Origin of the sequence: Ideonella alba, from assembly GCF_018069875.1 — a bacterium.
Taxonomy (GTDB): Bacteria; Pseudomonadota; Gammaproteobacteria; order Burkholderiales; family Burkholderiaceae_C; genus Ideonella; species Ideonella alba.
In genome coordinates this window covers 16,429-35,157 of sequence record NZ_JAGQDF010000020.1, presented here as the reverse complement: position 1 = coordinate 35,157, position 18,729 = coordinate 16,429, and the positions used below count along the sequence as shown (strand labels likewise).

Genomic DNA, 18,729 nt, shown 5'->3' with positions numbered 1-18,729 from the left:
ATGCGGCGCTTGGCTTCCCACCAGCAGCAGGTCTACGGGGGACAGGTCGCCTGAACATCTGCCCTAAATTTGACGGAAAAATACTCCCCGAAGGTTTCCCTTCGTCAATTGCAGTATGTCTTCATAACTTTTCGTAGCAGATTGCCTTCATCTATCACTATCGAGTTCATTGAAGCCTTCTCGAGATCTTCCCCAGATAGGTCACGTCCGTAAATCTTTGGGCTCGCACGATACAGCACGTTTCCCTGCTTGTCATAATATGTTTGCACTTCCGTGTATGCCCTCTCGCTTTCGCACGAAATGTAAACCCTTGACCTAAACATGAAGAACGACACCTTCTTTCCATCAAGTTCTAAGGGCTCCATTTTCCCTCCTGAGCGCTCAAACCAAAATCGTATACGACCCTTGGCAGGTCTAGCAACGTCCGTATTGTAGAAGGCCAGTGAGCCATCCTCTTGACGCCCAAGTGGTTCCCAACTACCGGATTGCGCGACTGCGTAGTCGGAGATTGCCACCAAGCAAATCAGACAGCAGGCGCATATGCATTCCTTCACAATGCTCTCCTTAATCACATAACCTCCTAGAAAAACAATCGCTCCAAGCGTATTCGAGACTGATAACACCAAACCAAGCACAGGATTTATCCAAGGCAGGGCTTGAAATACGTCCCGCCGCCGAGGGCGAAGTATAATATTTCCAATTATTCTTTAGGCCTCACCCAAGTTCCAGACGCGCGTAGAACAACAATTTGTCGATTCGAGCCACTGGCTGGTGGCCTCTTGCCCAAGCAGGTTGAATGCCCTCGAAGTGAAAGTGCGTAGCGCCGGAAACCCTGTCGACCAGTTCACCCGCAAGCAAGCGTCGAGCAATATCTCGACTCTCAATAAATATGGGATCTCGTTCATCCACAGCAATCATAGGCCCGCGATTCGGATTTCCCGGCGTCCAAGCTGGAAACTGCCAAGCCTTAAGACAAACCTCTTCAACCGTCTCGCCCAGTACTGAGCGGCCAGCGGTCGAAGCGAGATTCGCGCGGTTGGCAACCACAGCGGCAATTGCCTCGCGAAGTTCCTTGTTGCCACCCCTGGCCTCTCCCCAAATTGTCCTTGCGAGAATGTCGAGCGCCTTCGTATAGTTCTCGTATTTTGGGATAGCTATTCGCTTTTCGACAGTTGTGAGTCGTTGCTTAAGAGCCGCAAATTGCTGTGCAGCAAGTTCTTCATTTTTCGCGATGCGCTCACCCAATTTAGTGAGTGAGACCGTGAGCTTAACGCCCTGCTCATCTAGAGCGCCTGCCTTAGACGTGGCAGTTTGAACGGCAGAGGCTGCTTGATCAAGTTGCCTCATTTGCGCCGCAATTTTAACCTCCAGCACACGCGCTTGTTCTTCACCCTTATCAACCTGAGAGGCTAGCACTTGAGCGCGTTTCTCAAACTTGTCAAGCTCCTTTGATACATCGCTTAAGTCGATATATGCCTTTGCGCCAAGCGCGGCAAGAGCCGCCACAGGGATGGAGATGATTGCGCCGGCATATTTAGCCCATTTAAGCACTCTTTCGGCAACTCGCTCGGCCAAGGTTGCCTCAACATAGTTTGAGTCCTTGAATAGGTCTTTGGCGGCCGCCGGAAGCTCGCGAGCAACCAGAGATTTGACCTGAAGGCCAAGCGCAGCACCCGCAGGCAAAGTAAATCCGCAGCGAGCGCAGAAGTGCTCGTGGTGAGAAACCAGATAGCCGCACTGTCTGCAGTTCAATGGTTCGCTGAACATTTTATTGTCTTTCTCCCTAGGACAGCGTTTACTTCTATTTTAGACCTATCAGACCGTTGCGATACCGATTGCCATGTTTCTCGTGATAAGCGACGATCTTGCGCGTTGAGAATGGGCTTGCCGCAGCCGATGTGAGGCGCCGACAGCTACAGCGAGAAGCTTTTCAGCACGATCCGACTGGAGGACTTCGTGCCGGCCAATCATCCGCTGCGGCCGAGCCGCGCGTGGATGAACGAGACGCTGGCGAAGATGGACGAGAGGTTCTCGGCCATGTACGAGGCGGATGTTCGAGGTGGTCGTCCCAGCATCGCCCCCGAGAAGCTGATGCGCGCGATGCTGCTGCAGGTGCTGCTCAGCATCCGCAGCGAGCGGCAACTGGTCGAGCAGATCAACTACAACCTGCTGTTCCGATGGTTCGTTGGTCTGTCGATCGACGACGCGGTGTGGAACCACTCGGTGTTCAGCAAGAACCGCGACCGGCTGATCGAGCACGAGGCGGTTACCGAGTTGTTCAATGCCACGGTGGAAATGGCAGACCAACGCGGGCTGCTGTCGGGCGAGCACTTCAGTGTCGACGGCACGCTGATCAAGGCCTGGGCCAGCCACAAGAGCATGCGGCGCAAGGATGGGTCGGATGATGACCGCCCGCCCGAGGACTGGCGCGGCGAGCCGCGTAGCAACGAGACGCACGAGTCGCGCACCGACGATCAGTCGCGCCTGTACCGTAAGAGCCATGCGGCCCCGGCGCTGCCCAGCTACCTGGGTCACGTGCTCAGCGACAACCGACACGGCCTGGTGGTCAACGTGCGCGCCAGCCAGGCCAACGGAGTGGCCGAGCGGGAGGTGGCTGCACAGATGCTGGCCGATGTTGCCAGCACGACGCAGCGCAAGACAGTCGCTGCGGACAAGGCCTATGACACCAAAGGCTTCGTCAAGGCGTGCCGTGAACTCAACGTGACGCCACATGTCGCGCAGAACCTCAACCGCCTGGGTGGCAGTGCCATCGACGGGCGCACGACGCGCCACCCCGGCTACGCGATGAGCATGCGGGCCAGAAAGCGCATCGAGCAGTGCTTTGGCTGGGCCAAGACGGTAGGCCAGTTGGCGCAGGTGATGGTGCGGGGACTGGATAAGGTTGACCAGCTTCTGACCCTGACCATGGCCGCCTACAACCTCACGCGGCTGCGCAGCTTGGCCCCATTGCGTCCGCAGGTGGCGCAATGACCCGCGAGCGGGGCGAAATGGGGCTTCGCAGGGCATCAAAGCCGCAATAAACGCGCCGAATCGACCACCTCGGACGTACTGGATGACTGGCATAGCGCGATTTAGCATCACAGGTTAGCTTCGGCGAGCTGGTGTTTCAACGGCCTGCTAAAGATTATGGATGGAACGCGGTCCGCGGACTCGACGCCGTCCGCCGCCCAGCTTAGAGTTTGTACCTGTAGGCATACGCGTGTTTCGTAAGGCAGCCAACGAACTGAGGGGGAGGCCAACGTGAGAAAATCCATTAGGTTGCACCGTCCGGCTCTGCTGGTTTTGGTGTTGCTGGCCGGCTGCTCAAGCCTAACGCCACAGATCTTTTCGGAACGCTTACAAGTTCACACGGGAATCGATGGCAAATACGTGCTGGCTGATGCGGTTCCGCAGATCGAACTGGAACTCGCCTATGCCGACGCGGCCTTCGTACGCCAGCGCTACATCACAGCGTTGCAGGACCAGGGGAATGCAGTTCCACAACTGTCGACGGTGCTTCTGGGTCTGTCGGCACTGACGCTGTTCAAGGGCCTCACCCATCCCGACACCAATGACCTAGCCGGCGCCGGAGTCTTAGGCTCGGCCGGCTGGGCGATGGGCAACACGCTGCTGTCCCGGCCACGCCTGGACGTCTACCGGGCCGGCGCTCGCGCACTCACCTGCGCGATGGCTGCAGTGGAGCCGATCCGACGCGTCGCGAATGACCTCGGCGATCCGTCCGACGCGCCCGGCGCCAAGACCGTCTACGGCGCGAGCTTAAGCGTCGAGCAGGCCAGTGAGAACTTGCAGACGCTGCTTGAGCGAAACGCTGGCCTGGCGCAGGAACTGACGGTTCCGATCCCGGAGATCAAGCCGACAACGCGGACCGTGCGGCGGCGCCCGGCCTGCAACATTCCCAAGGACGCCTCCGCTACAGAGGCCCTGGACCTGCGCGCTGCCTGCGACAAGAGACCGGACATCGTGACCACCGAGACGGTCGACAAGGGACGCGCAGCAGGTGAAGAGACCGTGAGGCCCGCGCCAGCCGCCATGGCCGCGTTCAAACGCGCCCAGCGCGAGCTGGCGCTGGCCGGCGGTGTGTTGGCCACGGCGCAGAAAGCCATTGGCGCCAACGCCAACGCCGGAGGCCTGCTATGGAAGAAGTCGGCAGACATCCAGCTCGCCGTCAGCGAGCAGGTCGACAAGACCGTGCCGGACCTCGCCTCGGTGATGCGCGCGGCGCAGGGCATGCGCGACAGCGGTTTCCTGCCCAGTGGCGCGGCGCCGCCTGCCCCCGCCACGCCGGCCAACCCAGCGGTGAACGCGGGCAATGCGGCCGCCCAAGGTGGTGGCGCCAAGGTCCGGACGCTCGACGCGGCCGCGCAGCAGTCGGTTCAAGAGATCGAGCGCGCTTCCGAGCGGCTCGGGCGGCTGCGCGCCACACTCGATCGACGCGTGCGGCCGTTCACTGGTCTGGACGAGCCCAACCTCATCAACCAGCTGAATGGCTGCTCCGTTGACACCACTGGCGTGCGCCTGGCCGTGACGCCCTCGGGCGAGGAGATCACGGTTGCGCTGGGCACGACGCAGGTGTTTTTCGTGTCCGGCGGCAGCGGCGTGCCTCGCGCCGACGTGGTCGCCGGGCCCACCGCAGCAACGGTGGACTTCAAGCCCGAAGGCGGCCAGTTCCGCTTCGAGTTCAAGCCACCCGCGAGCCTGGTGGCAGGCGACGCACTGCTGCTGCGCTTCACCGATGGCGCGGGCGCGGCTTCGCATACCGTGCAGGTGCGCATCGCAGCAGAGAAGTCGGGGGCCGCTCCGGCCACAGACAGCCCGGCTGACGGCAAGCAGACGGATCCGCAGGCTAGCAAGCCGTCGCCAGCAGCCTCGGGTGCAGGCACGGCCACGAAGGCCAATACGACGCCGCTGCCCTCGGGCGCCGCCAAGTCCTAACCCGCGCGCCTGCGGCCCATGCCGACACCAGTACACCATACGCAGGCGCTGCGCCTGGCGCTGCGCGCGGTGATGGAGACGCCGCACCGTGCCCTATCGCACGCGCACCGTCTCGGCCTTGACGAACAGGCGGCCGGCTCGTTGTGGGCAGTGCACGCAGGCCCCGGCGCGCACTCGGGCGGCGCGGCGCTGTTGCTGCACTTCGGCCCCGATGTACCCGCGCGTGCCTGGCCGCACACCCTGCGCTCGCCGCTGGACGGCACGCCCGTGCCGGTGCGCGCCATCTGCACGCTGGCGCCGGCACGAGCGCACACGGCATGGGTGCAAGCCTCCAACGGCTCGCACTTCATGCTGCGAGGCACGCTGGCTGCGGTTCTGCGCCTGGACGACGAGCCTACGCGGCTGTTGGCGCTGACGGCCGGGCACGTCTGCGGCGCGGCCTTTTCCAGCGCGCGCGGCGACGAGCTCCGCTTCGAGCCCCACGGGAACACTCCGGCACCCTTCGAGGGCGTTCTGCTCGACTGGCAGCCCAATTTTGCGCGGCTCACCGGCAACATCGATATCGACGCCGGCATAGCCGAGATCGACCCGCAGGCCGTGGCCGGCTGGCTAGGCAGCCCGGCGGACTGGCCGACCGGCTCGGCTCAGGCCTTCGCAGAGGACACTCTGCTGCTGCGCACCCGCTGCACTGTCATCCCGGGTCGGCCCGACGGCACGGCCGACGTAACGCTCACGGTGGCCGACGATCCGCGCCGACGCTACGTGCTGCGCAATGCGCTGTGGTGGCGACCTGAGTCGCCGGTTCAGGAGGGCGACAGCGGTGCGCCGGTGTGGAACAGCCGCGAGGAGCTGGTGGCCCTGCACGCCGGCGGCCAGAGGCTCGATGATGGCCCCATTGCCTACGCCACGCTCATCGGTCCCGTGCTGCGCTGGGCCGGCGCGAGCGTTGTGCGGCGCGGCGAGCCGCTACGCCGCACGACCGCAGCCGCGGCCGCGGCCGCGACCGCGCCGACGCTGCCGATGGCCACGGCGTCGGACGAGGCCGAGATCGACATCCTGGCCCGCACGCTGTACGGCGAAGCAAGGGGCGAGGGCGAGCTGGGTATGGAGGCGGTCGCCCACGTGGTATTCAACCGCGTCGAGGCGCGCAGCTGGTGGGGCCGCGACGTTATCGGTGTGTGCCGCAAGCCCTGGCAGTTCAGTTGCTGGAACGCCAACGATCCTAACGCCACTCGGCTGCTGACCCTGAACGCGTCCGACCCCTTCTTCGCGGCCGCGAGCCGGGTCGCAGCCCGGGTACACGCGGCGCAGCGAATGGGCACGCGATTGCGCGTCGACGCCGCCGCCGGACTGCGAGGCGACATCACCTTCGGCGCCACACACTACTATGCACCGGCCCGCGTGGCCCGTCCGCGCTGGGCCGCGCACCTGCAGCCCTGCGCCCGCATCGGCCATCATCACTTCTTCCGTGGCGTGGCCTGACTAGGAGCAACTGGCATGGACACCCGCATGATCGACGTCGCCATCGGACTGGCGCTCGTCTTCGCACTGACGAGCCTCTTCGTCACCGCGCTGCAGGAGGTCTTCTCCTCCTCTAGCCAGATGCGCGGCCGCGTGATGAAGCAGGCGCTCTCCTCGTTCTTCGGCGACGACAAGGACTTCGCGCAGGCCATACTTGACCACCCGTTGCTGGTGTCGCTGTCGGCGCAGCCTCAGGCCGAGCGTGACAAGCGACGCCCGAGCTACATCGAGGCCGGCAGCGTCGTCACAGCACTGCTGGCGCACCTCACCGAAACGCACGCCGGCAACGGCCGCCGCCCCAGCACGCCACTGGAACTCGTGGAGCTGGTCGATGCTACGGCCAGCGGTGCGCAGCGGCTCGTGGTCCAGACCGGCCCGGCCCTGCTGGCGGGTGCCACGGCACAACGCCCCAACCTGCAGTTCGTGCGTGGCCTGCGCGCGCTGGTGCAGGGTGTGGAGTCGGACTGGCCAGCATTCGAGCATCGGCTGGCGGCCTGGTATGACTCGGTGGTTGCACGTTCCACCGGCTGGTTCAAGCGCAAGACGCAGGCCGGCGTGTTCGTGCTCGGTCTGCTGACGGCCGCCTTCCTCAACATCGACCCCCTGTACATCGCCGTGCGGCTGTGGAATGACGCGCCCCTCCGCGAGGCCATGGTCGCCGCCGGAAAGCAGATCGCCGCAGAGCACGCCGCGTCGTCCGCCGGGACGGTCGCCATGACGCCGATGGCATCCGACTCGAAAGCCTCGGCTCCCGCGGCAGTGCGCGCCGACGCCAAGGTGACGCAGGCCCACAAGGTCCTGGAAACCGCGGTGGCCGACGCCGCGCGCGCCGGCACCGGACCGACCGCGAGCCTAGTGACCCTGAACAGGGCCATGCAGGACTTCGAGAAGGCGCTGAAGAGCTGGCAGCAGGCCGGTGGAGGCGCCGCCGAGCCGGCGGTGCGCGACCTGGTGGCTCAGTTGCCCGCCCTCACCGCCGCGGCGCCGGCCGAGCCGTCTCTGGCGGCGCTGCGCGAGCGCACGCTGGCCTTGGCCGACGAGACACGCCGTGCCGTTCCGCTGGCTAGCACCGGCGATTCCAAAGCTGCCCGTCCGTCCAGCATCGACCGCAGTAGCCGGGCCCTGTGCGGCCCCGCCAGCTCAGCTGGTGCAGCCAGCGATGCGGCCAGCGCCGCTGCCTGGGATCAGATGTGCCAGCAGCTCGACCAGCTCGGAAAGTTGCAGGCTGCGGGGCTGCCGCTGGGCTGGCCACGCAACGACCTACGCCTCGAACCCGACAAGGGCAGCTTTTGGGGCTCGCTGCTCCTGATGGCCTTGGGCTGGCTGGCCACCGCACTGGCCTGCACGCTTGGCGCGCCATTCTGGTTCGATTCGCTCAGCCGGCTGGTGCGGCTGCGCGGCTCTGGCGCCGCCCCTGCTACCACCACAGCAGCGGGGACCACGCCCACGCTGATGACCCGTTCCGACTCCACCGTGGCAGCTGGTGCCGCCACGGCGACGGACGGTGCGGTCATGAGCGACGCGCTCAACGACGCCGAGCGGCGCCTGACGACGGCCGAGGTGCAGCGCTTGCAGCGCGGGTTGCCAATACCCGAGATCGAGGTCACCGGCTTCTTCGACGGCAACACGCGCCGTGCCATCCAAGCTTGGCAGACGACACGCCAGTATCTGCCGGCCACCGGCGAACTGAGCGAGGCGCAGATCCGCGAGCTGCTGGCGATGCGCACCACTACCCCAGCCGGCAGTGCTGCCGCATCGGCGCCAACTGCGCCGCCGCACGATCACGCCGACGACGACCACGACGGCTGCGACGTGCCCATCGCCAACCCCACCGAAGACCATGAACTGCCTGCTGCCCGCGGTGGCGTCGAAGGCAGCTGAGGAGGAATTGCTATGGCCTTTGCACTAACCTGGATGCCTGGCGTCTTGCTGGAAGTTGGCCTGCGTGTGGCCGAGGTACCCGGCTGGCAGGCGCGCGGCCATGCCGAGATGGGGCCAGTGCGCGGCGTAATGATCCATCACACCGTGGGCCCCGCCAACGGCAACATGCCTAGCCTGAACACGCTGGTGCGCGGCCGCAGCGACCTGCCTGGCCCGCTGGCGCACCTGGGTCTGGCACGCGACGGCGCCTGGTACCTGATCGCCGCCGGTCTGGCCTACCATGCTGGCAAGGGCAGCTGGCGCGGGCTCACGGCCGGCAACACGCACTTCATCGGCATCGAATGCGAGAACACCGGCACTGCGGCCGACATGCCCTGGCCCGAGATCCAGATGAACGCGCTGCGCCAGGGCGTGGCGGCTTTGCTGCGCCACGCTGGCTGTGACGCCGATGCCTGCATCGGCCACAAGGAGTTCGCGCCCGGGCGCAAAGTGGACCCGCTGTTCGACATGGCCGATTTCCGCCGCAGCGTGCAGGCTGTGATGGCCGGCGGTGTGCCCGCGCTGCCGCTGGTGCCAGCCGCGGAGCCTCTAACGGCTGCGGGCCAAGCCGGGCGGCCGACACTGCTTCGGGGCAGCGCGGGCCCCTTTGTCATGGAGTTACAGCGCCGTCTTGGCCTGTCTCAGGCCGACGGCATCTTCGGCCCCATGACCGAGGCCGCCGTGCGCCGATTCCAGCGCCTCCATCAACTGGTGCCTGACGGAATTGTCGGCCCGAAGTCCTGGGCGCAGTTGCCTGCCGCAGACTGAGGTATTTCGGGATGATGTCACCGCGAATGCGCAATCCTGGACCCCGACGCCTTCAAGTCCAGAGGTAACCCTTGGACAGCGCTGAACGTTATGCGTGAGGCGGACAAAGTAGCTGCCGACGCCAATAGATGTGCCCGCCGCGACTCGTGTCTTCGTGGGTTGGTGCGTCGAAACGCCGAACAGCTGCCTCTAGCCAACCTCGGCTCCTGGCTGCGGGCAGGCCTTGGGCAGTGGCAGCTTCCCGGAACCTAAGTCGTAGCTGCGAGCGTACCCGGAGCAGTCAGGCTAGGACCTCCCAATTCGTGCCATAGGTGGACTCGGCATAGCACCTGACCACCATGGCACCCAATGGGCCGTGAAGTGGATCGCCCTGCTCTGCTCTGCGGCGGATGACCGGGGTGAAAAGGCCTCGCTCGGTCATCAGTGTGATCGCCTTGTCGACGAACGCCTTCCTACGCAACGGGTCGAGCGCTTGGATCTCCGACCTGAGTTGGGCAATCCGTTCGCCCAGTTTGACCTGCCGCGCCTCAAGCTCAGCCTGTGACTGAGCTGCTTGCTGTGCCGCCTTCTGAGCCGGGGATCGCGGGCTGGACAGATCCGATTCGGCCGACGGCGTGGTATCGGGAGTGTCTGGAGCCTGCTCAACGCCGCCATTGCGCAGCAGCGTACGCAAATAGGAGTAGGCATTGTCGATGGGCTTCAGCGCTGGATTGGCAACTCGTCGCTCAATGTGATCCAAGCAGCTGCGCACGGCTTGGTCCCCGAACTCCAGGATCAGGCCATCGAGCTTGATCTCGCGGATGTGCAGCTGACTGGCACGACGGACCAGGTCGACGTCGATCGGCACGTGCGGCAACTCACGGGGCGCCTGGCGCTTCTTGCGGACGGCGAATTGAACTTCTTCCACCGCCCTACCCTGCTTGTGCTCGATCAGTTCGATTTCGATCTCGGTCTCCCGATTGATCTCGTCGATGGCGTCCTTGACGCGCTCGGACTTGAACTTCCGCCATTCGCGTCGCTCGCCATTGGCCGGCGCGTTGCTCAGGGCGTCTGCCCACCAGGCGACGGGCTTGCGGCTGGTGAGGCCAGACGGATTGTCTCGGTAGCGCGCACAGATCTCATAGAGCGCCAGTGCGGTGTAGGTGCCCAGTCGTCCCAGGACCTCCAAGTCCAGGCGAGCCCATCGGGTGGGCTCACGCAGCGCAGCCATCAGGGTGGGCGGGTAGGACCAGGAAACCCAGTTCTCGCCATTCCTGACCTCAATGCTGACCTCCGAGAGCATTGAGAAGCCACGCCACTTGACGCCGTCTCCTGCTGCCGTCGACTCCCAGTCAACCTCAAGGCCCCTCATCTCACGAAGGTAACGCTTCGCGGCAGTGCGATCCTCGCCGCTGGAGCCCGTGGCTCGAAGGAGACTTGGCAGCGGCGCAGAGAACATGAAGTCTGCCGGCGGCATGGCCGGCATCGCCGCCATATGACTCTGCGAAACCTGAAGCAACGCGTTGTAGAGCCTTCGGCCAGTGAGCGTGACTCTGCCAGAGCGGGGCATCATCACGATCATCTCGTGTGGCTTGCGAAGATCGTCGCCCGGCGCCGGTCCTGGGACGCGGGTGGCCAGACCTGACACGGCTTCGTCAAGATCGCTCATGCTTGAATTTTATGTCCAAGCCGGCTTGGACACTAGCAGGAAGATGCCTTCGGGTAGTGCCGGTTAGTTGTTGGACAGTTCCTGATCGTTAGGCCCCGGGTAGATTCCGGACAGTTGAGGAGCTCGTTGCTCGGCGGTGGCGGTTTAGACCTGGACACTTTGGTGCTTGCTCGGCTCTCACCCCTGCCTGCAACCTCACGTTTGACATTGACCGGTGGCCAAGTGTCCAGGTTTTTACCGTCTGGCGCACTTTGGAAGGGCTCCTATGGGCAAGCGGGTCAGCTCCGGACGGTAGGCGGGTTGTTCATGGACACTGACGGGTAGAACCAGGACAGAAGCGGTTCAGGTCTGGACACTTGGCCTTGCAGTTGGTCGCTAAGGTATTGTCGTGCAAGGATTTTTTCGCAAGCCGTGAGGTCTAGATGTATTTAAGAGGCTTTGAATCCCTTAGATCTCCCCCTGGAGAGGAGCCGCTACTCTGAAGTCTGAAGAGATCGAGGCCGCACAAGCCGGGTCTCACTAAAGATGTCGCCGTGTCTCCTTCCACAGATCTTAGAGTCTTCGATTTTCCTGAGAGTGGACGGATAATCGAAGCATCTGAGATGAAGACGGAGATCATGATGGCAATGAACGACCAGGACGTGCCCACCGAGATGCCCTCGGCACCCATCCGCAAGCAGTCATTGGGCGACATCGAAGCACAGGCCGCTCGAATCGCAGCAATGATGAGCGCGATCCGATCGACCATGTTGTCACCCACCTCCGCCAAGAAGGCGCCGTCGGTCAGCGCGGCGCAACTGGCGCTGATGTGCGGCGTCGACAAGAGCAAGATAGCGTACCGCCTTTCCCGTGGTGGCTTGCCGGAGGGACAGATGGCAGGCAACCGGCGCGAGTGGACGATGGAGGAAGCGCGTGTCTGGGTCCGTGATCTGCGTGCCAGCCACATGCGGCCTATGGACGCCGCTGGCACGACGATTACCGTGGCCAACTTCAAAGGCGGTGTCGCAAAGACCACGACTGCGGTGACCTTGGCTCAAGGCATGTCTATGCGAGGGCACCGAGTCTTGTTGCTGGATCTGGACCCACAGGGCTCAGCCACCACGCTCTTTGGCGTGTTGCCGGATGCCGAGGTTGAGCAGGAGCATACGGCCCTGCCGCTCTTCTCCGGTGCTGAAGAGGATCTGAGTTATGCGATCCGGCCAAGTTACTGGCCGGGCATCGACATCGTCTGCGCTGCCCCCCTGCTCTTCGGAGCGGAGTTCGCTCTTCCAGCTCGGCAGACGCGCGACGCGGGGTTCGAGTTCTGGCGTTGTCTGGACCGCGGGCTGGACCAGGCGCGTAGCGACTACGACGTCATCGTGATCGACACCCCCCCTGCCCTGTCCTATGTGACCATCAATGCTCTGATGGCTGCTGATGGCGTGTTGATGCCACTGCCACCCTCAGCGCTGGACTTCGCCAGTTCTGCGCAGTTCTGGGACTTGTTCTCCGATCTGTGCAACCAACTCATCCTGAGCCGTGGCCAGGACAAGACCTTCGAGTTCATCGACGTCTTGCTGTCTCGGGTGGAGTCTGCCGATGCCGCCAGTTCTGTGGTCCGTCAGTGGGTGATGCAAGGGTATGGCGACAAGGTCCTGCCCATTGAGATCCCAAAGACCGCGGTGGCTGCCACGGCCTCGGCAGAGTTCGGCACGGTGTTTGATCTGCCCAGGGGCGCAATGAACGCCAAGACTTTTTCTCGAGCCAGGGATGCCTACGATCGCATGTGCGAGCTGATTGAGCAGCAGGTGCAGGCAGTGTGGGCCGGTCAACGCGTGAACGCTGGGGGCTGAGATGACCAAGTTTCGTGACAAGGCCGCGCGCCTTGATTTCAGTAATCTGCCAGGCTTGGCGGCTGCAGGAGCAGGGGAGGGTGGAACCGTTCCACCCCATGCTGAGATCCATCGCCCGAAGACGGCGCCAGGCGCAATGATGGCTTTCGCCGCGGATGCCCGATCAGAGCTTTTGGCTGAGAACCAGGCGCTGAAGGCCCAGGCGGAAGAGGTCGAAACACTGCGTGGCAAGGTCCATGAGTTGGCCGCCGACCTTTCTCAATGGGACGGTGCCAAGGCGACGAGGCAGATTGATCCGAAGCGGATCAGTCGGAGCCGGTGGGCCAACAGGCACGAGCTGAGCTTTGCCGATGCTGAGTTCCAGCAGCTGAAGGACGAACTGGCTAACGCCGGAGGTAATGTTCAGCCCATCAAGGTGCGACCCGTGGGGCGTGACGAGCAGGGCGAGCTCTATGAAGTTGTCTTTGGCCATCGCCGGCATCAGGGCTGCTTGGAGCTTGGGCTTCCAGTTCTGGCGCTGGTGGAGAACCTGTCGGACCAGGGCCTCTTCGTGGACATGGATCGCGAGAATCGCGCTCGAAAGAGTCTCTCGCCCTACGAGCAAGGACGGATGTACCAGCGAGCGTTGGATGAGGGGCTCTTTCCGTCGAACCGCAAGCTCGCAGATGCCGTCGGCGTTGACCTGAGTGCATTGGGCAAGTCACTGTCGTTGGCGAAGTTGCCTCACCAGGTGGTAGCCGCCTTTTTGTCGCCGCTTGAGATTCAGTTCCGCTGGGCAAAGCCATTGGCCGATGCGCTGGAAGCTGACCCGGCGGGCGTGATCCAGCGTGCAGATGCCATCACGAAACTCGAGCCAAGGCCGTCCGCCAAGGATGTCTTTCTGCGCTTGGTTGGGCAGCAAGGGGAGGGGGGTGGAACCGTTCCACCCCCAGCGGCTGAGCCGTTGCTCCTGCAAACCGGGAGCAGGCGATGGGGCAGCTTGAGTGTGGCTCCGGATGGTGCAGTGAGCATCAAGTTGAAGGCGGGTGTGTTGGCCGTCGACCGCCAGAAGGCCTTGGCCAAGCTGCTGGCTGACTTCCTTAGCGACTCGCAGCCCACGAAGCGATAGGGTGTTGAGACGGGGTCTGCATGGGGGTGGAACCGTTCCACCCCTTTTTTTTGCCTGACCCTTCGATGTGGTCAGCGGCTACTCGCCGCTGAAGGCCCCTTGCAGAGCCTCCAATTGTCGATCCAGCTGCGCTCTTGTGTAGCGACTGGTGGTCCGAGGGTCGGCATGGCCCAGCTGCTGCTGCACCACGTCCAGCGGAATGCCGCGTTCCACCGCCCTCGTGCCGAAGGTGTGTCTAAGCCAATGCGGACTGGCACCCCAGGCCTGCTGCCGAGCTGATTCAATCAGCGTTGCCAACCTCAGTGCCTTGGTCAGCCAGACCCGCACGGTCTTGTAGAGCGCCTCATAGCTGATGGGCTCCATCGGGTCTGTGGCACTGGCCAAGAGTGGCGCGTCGCCAGGAGCCTGCCCCAGAGGTGGAAGGTGCCGAGTGCGCAGATACTCTTCGAGGGCATGCACCGCCTGGGGCGGGATGGCAACCAGGCGGTTGCGTGAACCTTTGCCGTGTACCTGCAGAACCCGCCGACCTTTATGTGACCTGAAGTCGTCCAGCCTTGCCTGCACCAGCTCGGTGGACCGCAGGCCGGTGGCCTCCACGAAGCGCAGCACAAAGACGATCCTGTGCAGGGCAGGGGAGGGCGGTTGTTCGGCGAGCACTCGCAGAATCTCGGACCAGGTCTCTGGTGAGAACGCGCGACTCTCGAGCTCATTGCGGCCGGCGTCATCTCCGATGCGGCGATTGACCAACAGCCAAGGGTTGCGCACCAGGTAGCCCACCGACACCAGCCAATCGAACAGTGTGCTCAGAATCGTGGCTGACAAGCGCCTGCTGGCCACTGACAGCGGTCCTCTGAATGGGGCCCAACCGCGCTCCAGCGGTGAGGCCTTCGAGCGCGAGATCCAGTGCGCGGGCACATGCTCCAGGAACACCAGGTAGGCGCGACAGTCGTCGACGTTGAACTGCTTGAGGCCCTTCCTTCGCTCGGCCTGCAGCCAGACCAACAGTCGCCTGGCCTCACGCCGATACGACTTCACCGTGGCCGCGGAGCCGGCACGGGCTTGTACCCAGGCTTCGATGGCGTCCTGGTCATTGCGGGCGCGAATGAACAGATCAGCCTGGCCACTGGGCTCGGCGCTGACCGGGTCAACACGCGCTGCGGCGCCAGGGGAGGGGAGGGGGGTTGGCTCCCGGCTTGCGATCACTGGTCGGATGGTGGCCGAACTGCCCCGGTCCGTGGGGCTGACGTGCGGTGCCTCGAGGTCATGCAGAGCAAAGCGTCGAGGCGAAGCAAGCGGGTGATCTGGTAGCAACACAGCCAGGAAGGCTGCCAGGCGGGCGGCCTTGGTCTGCCCGATCGCTGCAATGCTTCGCCACCACCGACCGCCTTGGGTGATGCGCTGATGCAGATCCTGCAGCAGCAGCACCCCGCTAGCCTGCAGGCGCGCGGCGGTGACTGGATCGAACCAGGAGTCAATGCGATCACTCATGGCCGGAACAACCGCGGAAGAGCTCTCCAGTCGGCGCAGAAGGCCCAGTTGGCGCTCTCGTAGCCGCTCGCGTCGGGCAGCCTTGGGCTCGATGGGGAAGGCCTCGTTGTAGAAGTCCTGTACCTCTCGCTCGGACCAGCCATCAAGGTCGCGCTCCGCAATGAAATCCTCCAGGCTGGGGCGGTGCTCTCGGCCGTGGATGCGGATGGTGAGCCCGACCAGGCGCCAGTCCCGCTCGCCGGCGCGCCGGGCGAGTGCGCGCACGCTGTCAACCACCAGGTGGTGGGCGCCGGGCGCCTGAAGGCCGTGGTCGATGCCCAGGTACATGGCGGCGGCCTGGTGCAGCTCGACGCCTTCGGCTATGGCTCGAAGGTGGGCGAAGTGATGGCGGCCCAGCCTGACCAAGCCGCGGTGGTGCGGACCTGGGTAAGTGCCTGATTTCTCGGAGAAAAGCGGCGAAGTGGGCACGGCGCGGCGGGGCAGGTTGCTTTTCGGCGGGGATTTTGTGGCTACAGATTATGCGCGTTATCTGTAGCCTCTACCGCATCCTGCAGCGATTAAGTGCCCTCCAGCAGTTCTCGCCACACCTGCCAGAAGGCGCCCCTGCCATCCCACATTGGTTTCCACATCCTCGGGGCTGCTTCGCGCGATGCGTCCAATTAAGGACGAGTCCCGCGCGGGCGGCTTCTGCTCGACACTACAACAGCAGCATTGTGAATCGCCCCGGGTTTGGCGGAGGCTCCAACTCTGGAGAATGGAACCATGAAGAAGTCCCCGAAGTTTTCGCCTTAGGTGCGCGAGCGCGCAGTGCGCAAGGTGCTGTAAGCGAGCACCCGTCGCAGTGGGCCGCCATAGGGGCCATCGCCCGCATGATCGGCTGCGTTACGCAAGCGCGGCACACCTGGGTCAAGCAACATGAAGTGGATGCCGGTGTGCGCGATGGGGTGTCGACGGCCGAAGCCCAGCGCATCAAGGATCTGGAGCGCGAGGTACCCGAACTGCGCAAGGCCAACAAGATCCTAAAGCTGGCCAGCGCGTTTTTCGCCCAGGCGGAGCTCGACCGCCGCATCAAGTCCTGAAGGCCTTTGTCGACGAACACCGTGGGCAGTTTGGGGTCGAGTTGAATCGCCCCGGATCTCCTAGACACCCGTGAGCCGTTGGGAGTGGCGTCGTTCGAACTCTACCGGCGAAGTGTTGCCGGCAGTGCCGTGGCGCCGCTTGGGGTTATAGAACATCTCGATGTAGTCAAAGACATCGGCGCGGGCATCGCCGCGTGTTGCGTAGATCTGCTGGCGGATGCGCTCGCGCTTGAGCAACTGGAAGAAGCTCTCGGCCACGGCGTTGTCGTGGCAGTTGCCGCGCCGGCTCATGCTGCTGATCAGGTTGTGGTCACGCAGGAAGGTCTGCCACTCATGCCCGGTGAACTGGCAGCCCTGGTCCGAGTGCACCGTGACGACCTCCTTGGGCCGGCGGCGCCACAAGGCCATCAGCAGGGCATCCAGCGCCAAGCGGGTGTCGATGCGACTGCCCATCGACCAGCCCACCACCTGGCGCGAGAACAGGTCCACCACAACCGCCAGGTACAGCCAGCCCTCGTGCGTGCGGATGTAGGTGATGTCGGTCACCCAGGACTGGTTGGGCTCGGCCACTGAGAACTGGCGCTGCAGGTGGTTGGGTGCGACCACGGCAGGCTTGCCGCCACGCGCCCCCGGCCGGCGCCTGTACCCGGTCTGCGAGCGCAGGCCCTCCCGCTTGAGCAAGCGCGCCACGCGGTGCTTGCCGCAGCGCTCGCCCAGGTCGCGCATGTCCAGCGTCAGTTTGCGATAGCCGTACACGCCGCCACTCTCCAGCCAGGCTTGCTTAAGCAGGCCGGTCAGGCGTTGATCATCCCTGGCCCTTGGGCTTTGCGGATCGGCCTTCCACGCGTAATAGCCGCTGGGGTGCACCTGCATCACCTTGCACATGCGCCGAACACTGTGCTGGGCCTCGTTCGCCTTGATGAACGCGTACCTCACCCGGACTGCTTGGCAAAGTACGCGGCGGCCTTTTTTAGGATGTCGCGCTCCTCGGTCACGCGCCGCAGCTCAGCCTTCAGGCGCCGCAATTCCTCCGTCTGCGACGCCTGGGCCTGGCGGTCCTGCGCAGGCTGACCAAAGAGCTTGATCCACTTGTACAAGCTGTGCTGGCTCACCCCCAGGCGGGTCGCAACCTCGGCCACCTTGTGGCCTCGCTCGGTGATCTGCTTGACCGCCTCGATCTTGAATTCTTCCGGGTAGTGCTGGTTCTTCGTCATGGCACCTCCTATTGGGCTCAGTTTGAGGCTCGAAGGTGTCTACTGAACCCGGGGCGATTCAAGTCGATCTGCCGTGTGCTGCAGATCGCCCCATCCGCCTACCGGCACCACGCCGCGTGTCAGCGCAGGCCTGAGCTGCGGTCCCATCGAGCCCAGCGCGACGCTGTCCTCGTGCCCGAAGTCGAGCGGGTCTGGCGGGCCAACTTTCAGGTCTATGGTGCCGAGAAGGTCTGGCATCAGCTCAACCGCGAGGGCATCGAGGTGGCGCGCTGTACGGTCGAGCGTCTGATGCGGCTGCAGGGCTTGCAGGGCGTTCGCCGAGGCAAGGCGCTGCGCACCACCATCCCTGACCCGAAGTCGCCGTGCCCGCTGGACCGGGTCAATCGGCAGTTCAGAGCCGAGAGGCCGAATCAGCTGTGGGTGTCGGACTTCACCTACGTCTCGACCTGGCAGGGCTGGGTCTACGTGGCCTTTGTGGTGGACGTCTTCAGCCGGCGCATCGTCGGCTGGCGCCAGAGCAGTTCGATGCACACGGAGTTCGTCCTGGATGCACTGGAGCAGGCGCTGTATGACCGCAAGCCCGACGACGACGGCAGCCTGACGCACCACTCCGACAGGGGCTCGCAATACCTGTCGATTCGCTACAGCGAGCGCCTGGCTGAAGCCGGCATTGAGCCCTCCGTGGGCTCCAAGGGCGACAGCTACGACAACGCGCTGGCCGAGACGATCAACGGGCTCTACAAGGCTGAGGTCATCCACCGGCGCGGGCCGTGGAAGACCAAGCAGGCGGTGGAACTGGCCACCCTGGAATGGGTGGCCTGGTTCAACCATCACCGCCTGATGGGTCCGCTGGGTCACGTGCCGCCGGCTGAGTTTGAAGCCAATTACCATCGGCAAAGCGCTGGTCAGGCCGCGATCGTCTGACTTAAACCGACTGGCCTCCGCGGAACCGGGGCCTATTCATACGAACCCTTGCCCGGTAACCCACTGGAAATTCAGTAGAGCCTCTTCATTTCACCTGCGACCGCATGCACCACGTGCCTTCCTGCTGAACTTGATGAAACGAAAGCCGGGGTTCGCACCGAAAAGTTTTCGTGTAGCATCCGAGCCTGCTCCGCAGTGAAATTGTCGACAAAGGCAATCGGGAGCAAAGTAGAACAATCGTTCGGGTGCTTGCGGGGGGCTTAGCCGGCCCCAA

At 63.9% G+C, this 18,729-nt stretch carries 11 protein-coding genes, 2 pseudogenes and 1 other annotated feature; of the genes and pseudogenes, 9 read left to right on the top strand and 4 right to left on the bottom strand.

The features are described from left to right. Positions 1-714 precede the first annotated feature (714 nt). Positions 715-1,767, bottom strand: a complete 1,053-nt coding sequence (locus KAK07_RS23835) for a cell wall hydrolase (RefSeq protein ID WP_210863471.1) — start codon at positions 1,765-1,767, stop codon at positions 715-717. A gap of 171 nt (positions 1,768-1,938) precedes the next feature. Here KAK07_RS23835 and KAK07_RS23830 point away from each other — a divergent pair, with 171 nt between their 5' ends. From KAK07_RS23830 to KAK07_RS23810, 5 genes are all read left to right on the top strand, one after another. Next, positions 1,939-2,991 carry an IS5 family transposase gene (locus KAK07_RS23830; RefSeq protein ID WP_210863510.1) on the top strand — a complete coding sequence of 351 codons (1,053 nt, stop codon included), beginning with the start codon at positions 1,939-1,941 and terminating at the stop codon, positions 2,989-2,991. A 270-nt stretch (positions 2,992-3,261) separates the two neighbouring features. Next, complete coding sequence (locus KAK07_RS23825) at positions 3,262-4,953, top strand: hypothetical protein (RefSeq protein ID WP_210863469.1); 1,692 nt, start codon at positions 3,262-3,264, stop codon at positions 4,951-4,953. 18 nt (positions 4,954-4,971) lie between these two features. Further along, positions 4,972-6,435 (top strand): cell wall hydrolase, encoded by a 1,464-nt coding sequence (locus tag KAK07_RS23820; RefSeq protein WP_210863468.1) that lies wholly within the window; start codon positions 4,972-4,974, stop codon positions 6,433-6,435. Positions 6,436-6,450: 15 nt separating this feature from the next. Further along, positions 6,451-8,355, top strand: coding sequence for a peptidoglycan-binding domain-containing protein (locus KAK07_RS23815; protein WP_210863466.1), 1,905 nt, complete (start codon positions 6,451-6,453; stop codon positions 8,353-8,355). Positions 8,356-8,367: 12 nt separating this feature from the next. Then, positions 8,368-9,162, top strand: coding sequence for a peptidoglycan recognition protein family protein (locus tag KAK07_RS23810; protein ID WP_310740769.1), 795 nt, complete (start codon positions 8,368-8,370; stop codon positions 9,160-9,162). Between the two features lie 280 nt (positions 9,163-9,442). Here the strand turns inward: KAK07_RS23810 and KAK07_RS23805 are convergent, their stop codons facing one another. Continuing rightward, positions 9,443-10,810: a replication initiation protein gene (locus KAK07_RS23805; RefSeq protein WP_210863462.1), complete on the bottom strand. Its 1,368-nt coding sequence runs from the start codon at positions 10,808-10,810 to the stop codon at positions 9,443-9,445. A 602-nt stretch (positions 10,811-11,412) separates the two neighbouring features. On the opposite strand from KAK07_RS23805, the gene KAK07_RS23800 reads away from it, so the two are divergent. Next, positions 11,413-12,642 carry a ParA family protein gene (locus KAK07_RS23800; protein ID WP_247664578.1) on the top strand — a complete coding sequence of 410 codons (1,230 nt, stop codon included), beginning with the start codon at positions 11,413-11,415 and terminating at the stop codon, positions 12,640-12,642. 1 nt (position 12,643) lies between these two features. Beyond that, positions 12,644-13,750: a ParB/RepB/Spo0J family partition protein gene (locus KAK07_RS23795; protein ID WP_210863460.1), complete on the top strand. Its 1,107-nt coding sequence runs from the start codon at positions 12,644-12,646 to the stop codon at positions 13,748-13,750. Between the two features lie 78 nt (positions 13,751-13,828). Here the strand turns inward: KAK07_RS23795 and KAK07_RS23790 are convergent, their stop codons facing one another. Continuing rightward, entirely contained in the window at positions 13,829-15,643 is a 1,815-nt protein-coding gene (locus tag KAK07_RS23790) for a site-specific integrase (RefSeq protein ID WP_210863458.1), read from the bottom strand. A 387-nt stretch (positions 15,644-16,030) separates the two neighbouring features. On the opposite strand from KAK07_RS23790, the pseudogene KAK07_RS23785 reads away from it, so the two are divergent. After that, positions 16,031-16,358, top strand: a pseudogene (locus KAK07_RS23785) (IS3 family transposase); the annotation flags it as partial. Further along, positions 16,272-16,371: a sequence feature (AL1L pseudoknot), on the top strand. It overlaps the preceding pseudogene by 87 nt. A gap of 6 nt (positions 16,372-16,377) precedes the next feature. Here KAK07_RS23785 and KAK07_RS23780 read toward each other — a convergent pair. After that, positions 16,378-17,531, bottom strand: a protein-coding gene (locus KAK07_RS23780) for an IS3 family transposase (protein ID WP_210863456.1) whose coding sequence is annotated in 2 segments (ribosomal slippage) — positions 16,378-17,282 and positions 17,282-17,531 — 1,155 coding nt in all. Because the reading frame shifts where the segments join, the coding sequence is not laid out codon by codon here. Between the two features lie 66 nt (positions 17,532-17,597). On the opposite strand from KAK07_RS23780, the pseudogene KAK07_RS23775 reads away from it, so the two are divergent. Further along, positions 17,598-18,455, top strand: a pseudogene (locus tag KAK07_RS23775) (IS3 family transposase); the annotation flags it as partial. Positions 18,456-18,729: the final 274 nt, after the last annotated feature.

Excerpts from the sequence above, each read along its gene's own strand:
- KAK07_RS23835 (WP_210863471.1), bottom strand. The coding sequence starts at position 1,767 with ATGTTCAGCGAACCATTGAACTGCAGACAGTGCGGCTATCTGGTTTCT.
- KAK07_RS23820 (WP_210863468.1), top strand. The coding sequence starts at position 4,972 with ATGCCGACACCAGTACACCATACGCAGGCGCTGCGCCTGGCGCTGCGC.
- KAK07_RS23815 (WP_210863466.1), top strand. The coding sequence starts at position 6,451 with ATGGACACCCGCATGATCGACGTCGCCATCGGACTGGCGCTCGTCTTC.
- KAK07_RS23810 (WP_310740769.1), top strand. The coding sequence starts at position 8,368 with ATGGCCTTTGCACTAACCTGGATGCCTGGCGTCTTGCTGGAAGTTGGC.
- KAK07_RS23805 (WP_210863462.1), bottom strand. The coding sequence starts at position 10,810 with ATGAGCGATCTTGACGAAGCCGTGTCAGGTCTGGCCACCCGCGTCCCA.
- KAK07_RS23800 (WP_247664578.1), top strand. The coding sequence starts at position 11,413 with ATGAAGACGGAGATCATGATGGCAATGAACGACCAGGACGTGCCCACC.
- KAK07_RS23795 (WP_210863460.1), top strand. The coding sequence starts at position 12,644 with ATGACCAAGTTTCGTGACAAGGCCGCGCGCCTTGATTTCAGTAATCTG.